General features: G+C 69.9%; 11 protein-coding genes and 2 tRNA genes. 7 read left to right on the forward strand and 6 right to left on the reverse strand.

The features are described from left to right. From LXN57_RS03875 to leuC, 3 genes are all read right to left on the reverse strand, one after another. Positions 1–663: HU family DNA-binding protein (locus LXN57_RS03875; RefSeq protein WP_251796598.1), on the reverse strand; the 663-nt coding region annotated here is incomplete at its 3' end. Between the two features lie 216 nt (positions 664–879). After that, a complete protein-coding gene (leuD, locus tag LXN57_RS03880; protein ID WP_221375951.1) occupies positions 880–1,467 on the reverse strand; it encodes a 3-isopropylmalate dehydratase small subunit in 588 nt (195 codons plus the stop codon). A 14-nt stretch (positions 1,468–1,481) separates the two neighbouring features. Continuing rightward, the gene (gene leuC / locus LXN57_RS03885; protein WP_251796599.1) at positions 1,482–2,921 is read right to left on the reverse strand and encodes a 3-isopropylmalate dehydratase large subunit; all 1,440 of its coding nucleotides are present in this window, start codon (positions 2,919–2,921) and stop codon (positions 1,482–1,484) included. A gap of 49 nt (positions 2,922–2,970) precedes the next feature. Between leuC and LXN57_RS03890 the strand changes: the two genes are divergently transcribed. The 7 genes from LXN57_RS03890 to LXN57_RS03920 all read left to right on the forward strand — a co-directional run bounded on the left by LXN57_RS03890 (position 2,971) and on the right by LXN57_RS03920 (position 10,289). After that, complete coding sequence (locus tag LXN57_RS03890; RefSeq protein WP_023561932.1) at positions 2,971–3,657, forward strand: IclR family transcriptional regulator; 687 nt, start codon at positions 2,971–2,973, stop codon at positions 3,655–3,657. A 212-nt stretch (positions 3,658–3,869) separates the two neighbouring features. After that, a complete protein-coding gene (locus LXN57_RS03895; protein WP_251796600.1) occupies positions 3,870–6,596 on the forward strand; it encodes an AAA family ATPase in 2,727 nt (908 codons plus the stop codon). Beyond that, the gene (locus LXN57_RS03900) at positions 6,505–7,482 is read left to right on the forward strand and encodes an alpha/beta fold hydrolase (protein WP_438872824.1); all 978 of its coding nucleotides are present in this window, start codon (positions 6,505–6,507) and stop codon (positions 7,480–7,482) included. The genes LXN57_RS03895 and LXN57_RS03900 overlap by 92 nt, the downstream gene beginning before the upstream one ends. After that, positions 7,479–8,267 (forward strand): alpha/beta hydrolase, encoded by a 789-nt coding sequence (locus tag LXN57_RS03905; RefSeq protein WP_251796602.1) that lies wholly within the window; start codon positions 7,479–7,481, stop codon positions 8,265–8,267. Before LXN57_RS03900 ends, LXN57_RS03905 begins: the two co-directional genes overlap by 4 nt. Next, on the forward strand, positions 8,264–9,007 hold the full coding sequence (locus tag LXN57_RS03910) for an MBL fold metallo-hydrolase (RefSeq protein WP_251796603.1): 744 nt from the start codon (positions 8,264–8,266) through the stop codon (positions 9,005–9,007). Before LXN57_RS03905 ends, LXN57_RS03910 begins: the two co-directional genes overlap by 4 nt. A gap of 115 nt (positions 9,008–9,122) precedes the next feature. Next, positions 9,123–9,800, forward strand: a complete 678-nt coding sequence (locus tag LXN57_RS03915) for an MBL fold metallo-hydrolase (RefSeq protein WP_251796604.1) — start codon at positions 9,123–9,125, stop codon at positions 9,798–9,800. A 270-nt stretch (positions 9,801–10,070) separates the two neighbouring features. Then, the gene (locus tag LXN57_RS03920) at positions 10,071–10,289 is read left to right on the forward strand and encodes a MerR family transcriptional regulator (protein ID WP_251796605.1); all 219 of its coding nucleotides are present in this window, start codon (positions 10,071–10,073) and stop codon (positions 10,287–10,289) included. Positions 10,290–10,683: 394 nt separating this feature from the next. Here LXN57_RS03920 and LXN57_RS03925 read toward each other — a convergent pair. From LXN57_RS03925 to LXN57_RS03935, 3 genes are all read right to left on the reverse strand, one after another. After that, positions 10,684–10,756, reverse strand: a tRNA-Glu gene (locus tag LXN57_RS03925). Between the two features lie 90 nt (positions 10,757–10,846). Next, positions 10,847–10,918 (reverse strand) — tRNA-Gln (locus LXN57_RS03930). A gap of 68 nt (positions 10,919–10,986) precedes the next feature. After that, entirely contained in the window at positions 10,987–11,790 is an 804-nt protein-coding gene (locus LXN57_RS03935) for an NAD(P)H-binding protein (RefSeq protein WP_251796606.1), read from the reverse strand. Positions 11,791–11,817: the final 27 nt, after the last annotated feature.

Consider the following 11,817-nt stretch of genomic DNA (forward strand, 5'->3'; position numbering starts at 1 on the left):
GGCCGGAGCAGCCTTGGTCGCGGCCGTCTTCTTCGCCGCCGCCGTCTTGGTCGCCGGAGCGGCCTTCGTGGCGGCGGTCTTGGTGGCGGCCGTCTTCTTGGCTGCCGTCGCCTTGGTAGCGGTGCTCTTGGCCGGAGCAGCCTTGGTCGCGGCCGTCTTCTTCGCCGCCGCCGTCTTGGTCGCCGGAGCGGCCTTCGTGGCGGCGGCCTTGGTGGCGGTGGCCTTGGTGGCCGTCGCCTTGGTGGCGGTGCTCTTGGCCGGGGCGGCAGCCTTGGTCGTGGCCGCCTTCCGGGCCGTCGTCGCCTTGGTGGCGGCAGTTGCCTTGGTGGCCGTAGCCGTGGCCTTGGTGGCCGTGGCCTTCTTGGCCGGGGTGGCGGCCTTGGCCACCTTGCCGCTGGCGACCATCTCGCGGAAGGCCGTGCCGGGCTTGAAGGCCGGCACAGACGTTTTCTTCACTTTCACCGGCTCGCCTGTGCGCGGATTACGAGCCGTCCGCGCATTGCGTGCCCGCTTCTCGAAGACGCCGAAGCCGGTGATGGCAACCCGGTCGCCCTTGGTGACTGCGTTCTCCACCTCGCTGATGACCGCTTCAAGAGCGGCCGTAGCCGTCTTGCGGTCACCCAGTCGGGCTGCGAGCGCCTCGATGAGCTCGGCCTTGTTCACGATTTTCCTCCCGAACGTGAGAACTGAGGCTCGTAGGGGTCTACTCCGTCGTTTCGAGCCTCACTGGCCCAATGCGAGCCATTCTGCGCGCACCGTATGCCCTCTGACCAGCGGACACAAACATTCGTGTCAAAAAACCCCTTGTGTTGCAACGAATTCGCCCCCACCGGGGAACCGGTGGGGGCGAAAAAGCGTGTTCCGACTAGGGTTTTCGCCTCAGGCGACGACCGGCTTGAAGGACGGACGAGATTTTTCGTACTCCGTGATGGCGCTCTCATGGCGCAGCGTCAGTCCGATGTCGTCGAGCCCTTCCATCAGGCGCCACCGGCTGAAATCGTCGATCGGGAACGACCAGGAAGCGTCGTCGGCGATGACCCGGCGCCCCTCGAGGTCCACCGTGATCTGCTTCTCGGGCTCGCTTTCGGCCAGATCCCAGAGCGCCTCGACGGCCTTCTGGTCGAGCTGGACCGGCAGCAGCCCTTCCTTGAGGGCGTTGCCCCGGAAGATATCGCCGAAGCGGGCCGCGATGACCACCTTGAAGCCCCAGTCGCGCAGCGCCCAGACGGCGTGCTGGCGCGACGATCCGGTGCCGAAATTGGGTCCGGCGACCAGGATTGTGGAGCCCGCGTGGGCCGGGTTGTGGAGCACGAATCCGGGGTCCTCGCGCCATGCGCTGAACAGACCGTCCTCGAATCCGGTGCGGGTGACCCGCTTCAGATAGACGGCCGGAATGATCTGATCGGTGTCCACATCAGAACGGCGCAGCGGCATGACTTTGCCGCTGTGGGTGACGAACTTGTCCATCTCTCGTCCCTCTCTCAGAGGTCGGCCGGGGCGGCGAGCTTGCCCACCACGGCGGTGGCCGCGGCGACCTGGGGCGAGACCAGGTGCGTACGCCCGCCCTTGCCCTGCCGGCCCTCGAAGTTGCGGTTGGACGTCGAGGCAGCGCGCTGACCAGGGCTGAGAGTGTCGGGGTTCATGCCCAGACACATGGAACAGCCCGCGAAACGCCACTCGGCGCCCGCCTCGGTGAAGACCTTGTCGAGCCCCTCGGCCTCGGCCGCCTCGCGCACCTTGTACGACCCCGGGACGATCATCATGCGGACGTCGTCGTGCACCTTGTGGCCGCGCAGCACGTCGGCCGCGGCCCGCAGGTCCTCCAGGCGCCCGTTGGTGCACGAGCCCACGAAGACCACGTCGACCGGAACCTCCTTGAACGGGGTGCCGGGCTCGAGGGCCATGTAGTCGAGCGCGCGACGGGCGGCGCTGCGGTCGGTCTCCTCGATGAACTCGTCGGGGTCGGGCACCACGCTGTCGAGCGGCGCGCCCTGACCCGGGTTGGTGCCCCAGGTGATGAACGGGCTGATCGACGCCGCGTCCAGGATGATCTCGGTGTCGTACTCGGCGCCCTCGTCGGTCACGAGCGTCTTCCAGTACGCCACGGCGGCGTCCCACTCCGCACCCTTGGGCGCGTGCTCGCGGCCCTCGAGGTAGGCGAACGTCGTCTCGTCGGGCGCGATCATGCCGGCCTTGGCGCCCCACTCGATGCTCATGTTGCAGATGGTCATCCGGCCCTCCATGGAGAGCTTGCGGATGGCCTCGCCGCGGTACTCGACGATGTGGCCGTTGCCGCCGCCGGTGCCGGTCTGCGTGATGAGCGCCAGGATCAGGTCTTTGGCGCTGATGCCGGGGCGCAGCTCGCCCACCACGGTGACCGCCATCGTCTTCGGCTTCGACTGCGGCAGCGTCTGGGTCGCCAGCACGTGTTCGACCTCGCTGGTGCCGATGCCGAAGGCGAGCGCGCCGAACGCGCCGTGGGTCGCGGTGTGCGAGTCGCCGCAGACGATCGTCATGCCGGGCTGGGTGAGCCCCAGCTGCGGGCCGATCACGTGCACGATGCCCTGATTGACGTCGCCCAGCGGGCGGATCTGGACACCGAACTCCGCGCAGTTCTTCCGCAGGGTCTCGATCTGCGTCCGCGAGGTCGTGTCGGCGATCGTGAAGAGTTCGCCGCGCTTGGTGTTGAAGGCCGGGTCGGCGTAGCCGGTCGGCGTGTTGTGATCCTCGGTCGCGAGCGTGAGATCCGTGCGGCGCACCGGGCGCCCGGCCAGGCGCAGACCGTCGAAGGCCTGCGGACTGGTCACCTCGTGCAACAGGTGCAGGTCGATGTAGAGCAGATCAGGCTCACCCTCGGCAGCACGCACGACGTGGTCGTCCCAGACCTTTTCGGCCAGGGTCCTCGGAGTGACTCCCACCATCTGGACATCCTAAATTCTGGGAGGTATGTTTCGGCTTGTGGGACACAGTATGAGCGGTGTCGGCGTTCTCGACAAGGCGGTCGTCATCTTGGCGGCCTGTGTCGACGGCGCCAGCCTGGCCGAACTCGTCGACCGTACGAAGCTGCCACGGGCGACCGCACATCGCCTGGCCCAGGCCTTGGAGATCCACCGGATGCTGGTGCGCGACACCCAGGGCCGGTGGCGCCCGGGGCCCCGCCTGGGCGAGCTGGCCAACGCCGCGCCGGACGTGCTGCTGACCGCGGCCGAACCTCTGCTTTCCGCATTGCGGGACGCGACCGGGGAAAGCGCCCAGCTCTACCTGCGCCGGGCCGACGAGCGCATCTGCGTGGCCGCGGCCGAGCGCGCGAGCGGCCTGCGCGACACCGTCCCGGTCGGTTCGGTGCTGCCGATGGTGGCCGGCTCGGCCGCCCAGATCCTGCTCGCCTGGGAACCGCCCGAGGCTGTCATGCCGCTGCTGCCGCGCTGCAAGTTCACCGGCCGCACGTTGGCCGAGGTGCGCCGCCGCGGCTGGGCCCAGAGCGTGGCCGAGCGTGAGCCCGGTGTGGCCAGTGTCTCCGCCCCGATCCGCGACCGCACGGGCCGGGTCATCGCCTCCATCTCGATAAGCGGACCGATAGAGCGTCTCGGCCGGCGCCCGGGCGAGCGCCACGCGATGGCCGTGGTGCGCGCGGGGCAGCGTCTCTCCGGCCTCTGAGGCGCGGTCCCGGCTCTTCGCGGGCTTTCGCGTACCCGAGCCGGCTCTTCGCTTTGCGGGGGCAGGCTCTTCGCTTACTCGAGACGGCATTTGTGCACTCGGGGCGGCTCTTCGCGCACGTCGATCGGCCCTCTGTGCACGCGGATCGGCCCTGGGTGCACGGCGGGCTTCGACCTGGTGACCGGCCGTTCCGGCGCGGATAGGGTCGCCGCGTGCGGTTGTTCGGTCGGGAGAGCGAGTGCGCCACGCTCGACGCCATGCTGGCGGCGGCGCGACGCGGTCGCAGCGCGTGCTTGGTGCTGCGGGGCGAGGCCGGCGCCGGCAAGACCGCCCTTCTGACGTACGCCGTGAACGCCACACCGGACGTGCTGCGACTCAGCGGCATCGAGTCGGAGGCCACATTCCCGTTCGGGGCGCTGCACCGGTTGCTCATTCCGCTGCTGTCGCAACGAGATCGGCTGCCGGAGCGGCAGCGCGCGGCCCTCGAGGTCGCCTGCGGGCTGGCCGACGGCTCCCCACCGGATCTCTACCTGGTCAGTCTGGCCGCCCTGACCCTGCTCGCCGACGCGCCCCGGCTCTGCGTGATCGACGACGCCCAGTGGCTCGACCAGGAATCGTTGCGATCACTGGCCTTCGTGGCCCGGCGCCTGCACGCCGAGGGCTTGGTGCTGCTGTTCGGCCTGCGCGGCGCCGAACATCCCGGCCTGACCGGCATCCCGGCCCTCGACGTGGCCGGGCTCGGGCGCGAGGCCGGTGTGGCGCTGCTCGGCGAGGTCGTCGACGGTCAGCTCGACCGGCTGGTGGCCGCCTCGATCGTCGACGCCACCGGCGGCAATCCGCTGGCGCTGACCGATCTCGGCCGCGAGCTGACCGCCGCCCAGCTCACCGGCGGCACACCACTGCCCGAGCCGATGCCGATCGGCGCCCGGCTCGAGGCCACCTATCTCGCCCGGGTGCTCGGCTATCCCGCGGCCACCCGCACGTGGTTGCTGCTGGCCGCGGCCGAGCCCAGCGGTGACCCGGTTCGCCTGGGGACCGCCGGAGCGGCCCTGGGCGTCGGCCCCGACGACGCCGGACCGGCCGAGACGGACCGTCTCGTCTCGGCCGGGCAGCAGGTCGCGTTCCGGCACCCGCTCGTGCGTTCCGCGGTCTACAACGGAGCCTCGGCCACAGAACGCCGCCGGGTGCACCGCGCCCTGGCCGCCGCGACCACCGAACCCCACGACGCCGATCAGCGGGCCTGGCACCTGGCGGCCGCGGCGACCGGGCCCGACGAGGAGACCGCAGCCGAACTGGCCCGCGTCGCCAACCGGGCCGGCGCCCGCGGGGGTCATGCCGCCCGCGCTTCGTTCCTGGTACGCGCGGCCGAACTGACCGACTCCCCCGCCGCTCGTTCCGGGTGGCTGCTGGCCGCGGCCGGCGCGGCGTTGCAGGCCGGATCGCCGGTGCGGACGCTGGCTCTGCTCGACTCGGCCGACGACGTTCTGCTGGGCCCTGTCGGCCGGGGCGAGGCCCTGCTGATCCGGGCGGCGGCCGCGGTGAGCACCGGCGACCCCGAGGCGACCCGGCGGGCGTCCGCGATGTGCCTGGCCGCAGCCGGGTCGTTCGGCAGCGAGGCGCCCGACCGTGCCCGAGCGGCCGTGCTGCAGGCGGCGGAACACTCCATCTCGGTCGAGTCGTCGCTGCACGGCACGACCCAGCGCGAGATCGCCCGGGCCGCCCGCGCGCTACCCGGCATCGACCAGGCCGGAGGCGAGCTCGCGGCTCCGGCTGATCTGCTGCTGGCCGCGTACGCCAATTTCTTCGACGGCGGCTACCCGGAGGCCGGGCCCCATCTGCGGCGCGCGGCCGCGGCGATGGCCGGCGCGGCCGACGCCGAGGTGCTGCGCCACGTCGTGCTGGGGGTCACGTTCTGCACGCTCGTCTGGGACGACGCCAACCGCCAGACGATTCTGCGGCGGGCCGAGGCGCACGCGCGGGCCACCGGCGCGCTGCAGATGCTCGACCTCGTCGTCTTCCTGGCCGCGATGACCGAGACGTCGTTCGGCCGGCTCGCCGAGGCCGACCGCTACGAGGCGACCGGCCGCCGGATCCGGGAGTCCATCGGATCGACCACCGACCAGGAACAGATCTGGCGGCATCCGGAACTGCTGGCCTGGCGGGCCGGCGACGGCGTCCACGAGGCCCTGCAGGCGATTCTGCCGGCGGCCGAGGCGATCGGTCTGGGCGCGATGGTCTCCATCGTGCGGCAGAGCCTCGCGCTGATGGCGGTCGGCCGCGGCGACTACGCGGCCGGAATGGCTCAGCTGAGCCGCCTGGTCGAGCTCGGCACCCCGGGCCTGTACGCCCGGGTGCTGCCCGACCTGGTCGAGTGCGCCCTGCGGGCCGGTGACCGCCGGACAGCCAAGCTGGCGTACGGCGACCTCGCCGCGGCCGTGCGGCACAGCGGGACGCCGTGGGCGCAAGGTCTGCTGGCCCGCTCCCGCGCGTTGCTGGCCGCCGGGGAATCGGCTGAGCCGCACTACCGGGAGGCAGTCGAACTGCTGTCGGGCACGCTCGCGGTGGGCGATCTGGCGCGGGCCCGTCTGCTGTACGGCGAGTGGCTGCGCCGCCGCCGGCGCCGGGGCGACGCCCGCGAACAACTCGCCGCGGCACTGCGGCTGTTCGAGGCGGAACGGGCCGAGGCGTTCGCCGGAAGGGCCCGTCGTGAGCTCGCCGCCCTCGGCGGAAGCGTCCGGACCTTCGTACAAGAAAACGAAACGGCCCTGACCCCGCAGGAGGCCGCCGTGGCCCACCTGGCCCGAGCCGGCAGGACCAACGCGGAGATCGCCGCGCATCTGTACCTGAGTGCCAGCACCGTGGATTACCACCTGCGCAAGATTTACCGGAAGCTCGGGGTGCGTTCGCGGCGGCAGCTACGGACCGGTCCGCACGACTGACTACGCGTCGCACGGGATTCGCGGATGGGTGCGCTCCCACCACGATCGGCTCATGGCCTTCGTGAGAACCGCCGACGGCGCGGACATCTTCTACAAGGACTGGGGCGCCGGCCGGCCGGTCGTGCTCAGTCACGGATGGCCGCTCAACGCCGACAGCTGGGAGGCGCAACAGCTTTCCCTCGCGAGCCACGGATACCGTGCGATCGCCCACGACCGCCGCGGGCACGGCCGCTCCACCCAGACGTGGCACGGCAACGAGATGGACACGTACGCCGATGATCTGGCCACGCTGATCGGCGCGCTCGACCTGTGGCGGATCACGCTGATCGGCTTCTCGACCGGCGGCGGCGAGGTGGCCCGTTATGTGGGCCGGCACGGCACCGCACGGGTGGCCCAGGTGGTGCTGGTGTCGGCGGTGCCGCCGTTCATGCTGCGGACGCGGGACAACCCGGGCGGGCTGCCGGTCGAGATCTTCGACAGCCTGCGCGCGGGCTCGCTGGCCGACCGTTCCCAGCAATATCAAGACCTGGCGGACGGCCCGTTCTTCGGCAACAACCGGCCGGGGGCCGACGTGTCTTCCGGCATCCGCCACGCCTTCTGGTTGCAGGGGCTGCAGGCGGGGAACCGCAACGCGTACGAGTGCATCGCCGCCTTCTCGGGCACCGACTTTCGCGCCGACCTGGACGCGATCGACGTGCCCGCACTGGTCATCCACGGCGACGACGACCAGGTGGTGCCGTTCGCCGTGGGCGGGCAGGCGTCCGCTGCCCGCCTCAAGTACGCCCGCCTGACCGTCTATCCCGGTGCGCCGCACGGCATCACCGACACCCATCGAGAACAACTCACCGCCGATCTGCTGGCCTTTCTGAAGGAGTACGACGCATGAAGCCCATCGTTCTGGTCCACGGTTTCTGGGTCACCCCGCGCAGCTGGGAGAACTGGAAGGCGCACTACGAGGCCAAGGGGCATCAGGTCATCGCGCCCGCCTACCCCGGTTTCGAGGTCGAGGTCGAGGCGCTCAACGCCGACCCGACTCCGGTCGTCAACGTGACCGTGCCGCAGATCATCGCGCACCTCGAGGAAGCGATCCGCGCCCTGCCCGAGCCGCCGGTCATCATCGGGCACTCGGCCGGCGGCGCGTTCACCCAGATCCTGCTCGACCACGGCTTCGGTTCGGCCGGGGTGGCCCTGAACTCGGCGCCCACCGAGGGCGTACGGGTGGTGCCGCTGTCCCAGCTGAAGTCTACGTTCCCGGTGCTCAAGAACCCGGCCAACCGGCACAAGGCGATCCCGCTGAGCTTCGAGGAATGGAAATACGCCTTCACCAACACGTTCACCGACGACGAGGCGCGGGCGCTGTACGAGCGCTACGCGATCCCGGCCAGCGGCGGCATTCTGTGGGGTGGCGTGCTCGCCAACTTCCAGCCCGGCCACCAGGACACGTGGGTCGACTACACCAACGACAACCGGGCGCCATTGCTGTTCGTCTCGGGCTCGGAGGACCACATCATGCCGCCGGCAATCCAGGAGTCGAACGCCAAGCACTACAAGTCCAACACGATCACCGAACGGCGCGAGTACGAGGGGTACGCCCACCTGTTGCCGGCCCAGAAGGGCTGGGAGCAGATCGCCGACGAGGTCCTCGAATGGGCCCTGGCCCACGCGAAATGACGAAGCTGACCATCACCCACATCGGCGGGCCGACCACGCTGCTGGAGCTGGGCGGCGTGCGGCTGCTGGTCGATCCGACCTTCGACGCCCCCGGCCGGCGCTACTCGTTCGGCTGGGGCACGTCGTCGCGCAAGACCGCCGGCCCCGCGGTGCCGCCCGAGTCGCTGGGCCGGATCGACGGCGTGCTGCTGACCCACGACCAGCACGCCGACAACCTGGACGACGCCGGCCGGGCCCTGCTGCCGACCGTGCCCGCCGTGGTGACCACCCCGGCCGGCGCAAAACGACTGGGCGTCACCGGTCTGGCCCCGTGGCAGACCACCACCGTCGGCGACGTCGAGATCACCGCCACCCCGTCGCGGCACGGACCGGCCTGGAGCGTGCCGATCGTCGGCCCGACAACGGGTTTCGCCCTCCGGACGCCCGGCTCCTCATCGGTGGTCTGGATCTCGGGAGACACCGTCGTCTTCCCCGGCATGCTGGAGGTGGCCGATCGCTTCACCGTGGACACCGCGATCCTGCACCTCGGCAAGGTTCAATTCGGCCTGACCGGCCCGGCCCACTTCACCATGACCGGCCGCGACGCCGCGACGCTGGTCGATCGGATCAAGCCCCGCGCCGTCGTCCCCGTGCACTACGAGGGTTGGTCGCACTTCCACGAGGGCCGCACCCAGATCGAGGCGGCCTTCCCACCGGACAGCCTGACCTGGCTGCAACCCGGCGTCGCAACAACCGTGTGAGCCGTGCGGCGGTCAACCAGGCCGCCGCACGGCAGAGCCACGGTTCGCACCGCCGCCGAATCGGTTTCGTTCTGAGGTGAAAAATCCGCCGCCGGGTAGCGATAGCTTGGTCAAGGTGAGCGACATCTCCGTGCGGCGCGTCAACTACGGCTACTTCATCCGGCCCGCCGAAGAGACCGGCACCGGGACGCCCCGGGTCGAACCGACTCTGGGCTATGTCGTCACCCACCCCTCCGCCGGCGTGATCCTGGTCGACACCGGAATGGGCGGCAACGCCGAGGTAGACGCTTGGTATCAGCCCACCCGCATCCCACTGGCCGCCGCCCTCAAATCCGCCGGCACAGACATGACCGAAGTCAAGGCAGTGATGAACTGCCACCTGCACTTCGACCACTGCGGCGGAAACCCCGAACTGGCCGGCGTCCCCATCTTCGCCCAGCAATCCGAACTGGCCCTGGCCCGCGCCACCGAAAGCCACACACTGCCCGAATTGGTCGATCACCCCGGAGCCCAGATCGAAGAACTGACCGGCGAAGCCGAGATCGCTCCCGGTGTCTTCATCATGCCCACCCCCGGCCACACCGCCGGCCACCAATCCCTGGTGGTCCGCCGCACCGACGGCACGCTCATCGTGGCCGGCCAGAGCCACGACAACGCAACCCTCTTCACCAGCGACGTCCTCGGCCACCACGCAGGCGTGGGCGAACAGCCCACCTGGCTCGACGCCCTACTGGCCCTGGACCCGAAGCAGGTCCTGTTCGCCCACGACAACGCAGTCTGGACCCCATCCTGACCGCCACCACGAAGATTCATCCGGAATGTGAGCAGGGACAGAAGCCGTCGTCGCTGCTGATCTCCGCCGGCAGCGCGGTGACAGTCGACCGCGCGGACTGCAAGGCCCGGCACGCGGTCGAGGCGAGATCAGCCGTCACAGGCAGCACCGGGCCGCGGCAACCCGGTTTGACAGATTTGCGGGGCGGTGCGTCCAGGTTGCACCTTCCGTAGCGGCATGTGGTCCAGTGGACTGACGTCCCGATTCCCTCGAGGAGAGGTGTGCCTGCTCATGCATTCGTCCTTCCTTCCACCCCGCCAGGTCAAGATCGGTGACGCGGCGGCCTTCGCCGGCAGCACGCCACGGGCGATTCGCCACTACCACGAGATCGGCCTGCTCCCCGAGCCTGCGCGGGGCAGTGACAACCGTCGCCGCTACGGGTACGAGGACATGATCCGCCTGCTGTGGATTCGCAAGATGGCCGACGCCGGGATCGCCATTGTCTGGTAACGCCGCGAACGGCGACCAGCTCGCGCGTTGCGCAGGACTTGGACGGCGACGGCAACAGCATCTTCGTCGCGGATCGCCCCCAGCCGACGCGGGAAGAACTCAACCCGGAACCCAAGAAGCCAAAGACCGAGAACCCAAGAAGACCGAGAACCCGGTGAAGCCGGTGAAGCCGGTGAAACCGAAGGCGAACCACCAGGCCCGAACCGCCGCCCACACCAACCACCCACGACACCAGCCACCGTGAAGCCGAAGGCGAACCACCAGGCCCGAAGGGCCTTCCACCCCAACCACCCACGGCCGCAGGCACCGTAACGTGGGGTCTGGGGGCTCGGCCCCCAGGGAAAATGCGAAATGACCCCGTTCGCGCTTTCTGCGAACGGGGTCAACCCGAATGTAGCCCCGAAGGGATTCGAACCCTCGCTACCGCCTTGAGAGGGCGGCGTCCTAGGCCGCTAGACGACGGGGCCAGGACTTGCTTTGTGCTCCCGCTCTCGCGTTTGCGACGGGCTGAACTCTATCAGAAGTCCAGCGCCGCCCCTCCGGCAGGAGTGGTAGCGCTGGGGTACCAGGACTCGAACCTAGACTAGCTGAACCAGAATCAGCCGGGCTGCCAATTACCCCATACCCCAATGGCTCGGTTTCCCGTGCCGAGAGAAAACCTTACCTGACGCCAGGGGGCCAACCAAATCGGGTTACCTCATCGGAAGAGGTCGGCGTTGGCTCGGGCCCACTGTTCGTACGTCGCGGCCGGTCGGGCCAGCAGGTCGGCGACCGTGGTGACGGCGGGCTGGGGGTGCTGGGCGAGCAGGGCCACGCCTTCGACGTACCACTCGGCGTACTCGCCCATGGCGGGCCGCAGCTGTTCGACGGCCTCGTCGTGGCTGAGTTCTATGTAGCGCAGTTCACGGCCGAGCGCCCGCCCGATGGCTTCGACCTTTTGGCGGCGGGTCAGGGATTCGGGGCCGGTGAGGTAGTACGACTTTCCTTCGTGCCCGGCCTCGACGATGACCTTGGCGGCGACGGCGGCGATGTCCTCTTGGGCGATGGCCGCGTTGGCCGAGTTCGCGTAGCCGTCACGCACTTCGTCGCCGGCGCGGATCTGGGCGGCCCACAGGGTGGAGTTGGCCATGAACTCGCCCGGTTCGAGGTGGGTGTACGGCACGCCGGAGGCTTCGACGCCGTCTTCGATCTGTTGCCAGTGGTCGCCCTTGGCGCCGGCCAGGTCGACGATGCGGCCGACGCCGGCGGCTGCGGCCAGGCGGCAGGCTTCGAAGACCGTCGGGATGTGCGGCGCGAGGTACATCACGTCGACGCCGGCCAGCGCCGGGCGCAGCGACTCGGGCCGGCCGACGAAGCCGTGCACCACTTCGACGCCGGGCGGCAGAGCGGCCTTCGCCGGGTCGACCGTGAGGGCGCGCACGTCGGTGGCGCCGAGCGTCAGAAGTTCGTCGACGACCATCCGGCCCACATTGCCGGTGGCGCCCGTAACCAAGATCTTCATTTTCGTACCCCCCACCCGTCCGACCAC

The organism is Paractinoplanes hotanensis (assembly GCF_023717965.1).
Classification (GTDB): domain Bacteria; phylum Actinomycetota; class Actinomycetes; order Mycobacteriales; family Micromonosporaceae; genus Actinoplanes; species Actinoplanes polyasparticus.

What these genes read in the sequence shown, in the direction of transcription:
- LXN57_RS03935 (WP_251796606.1), bottom strand. Translation starts at nt 11,790, where the DNA reads ATGAAGATCTTGGTTACGGGCGCCACCGGCAATGTGGGCCGGATGGTC.
- LXN57_RS03905 (WP_251796602.1), top strand. Translation starts at nt 7,479, where the DNA reads ATGAAGCCCATCGTTCTGGTCCACGGTTTCTGGGTCACCCCGCGCAGC.
- LXN57_RS03910 (WP_251796603.1), top strand. Translation starts at nt 8,264, where the DNA reads ATGACGAAGCTGACCATCACCCACATCGGCGGGCCGACCACGCTGCTG.
- LXN57_RS03920 (WP_251796605.1), top strand. Translation starts at nt 10,071, where the DNA reads ATGCATTCGTCCTTCCTTCCACCCCGCCAGGTCAAGATCGGTGACGCG.
- LXN57_RS03890 (WP_023561932.1), top strand. Translation starts at nt 2,971, where the DNA reads ATGAGCGGTGTCGGCGTTCTCGACAAGGCGGTCGTCATCTTGGCGGCC.
- leuD (WP_221375951.1), bottom strand. Translation starts at nt 1,467, where the DNA reads ATGGACAAGTTCGTCACCCACAGCGGCAAAGTCATGCCGCTGCGCCGT.
- leuC (WP_251796599.1), bottom strand. Translation starts at nt 2,921, where the DNA reads ATGGTGGGAGTCACTCCGAGGACCCTGGCCGAAAAGGTCTGGGACGAC.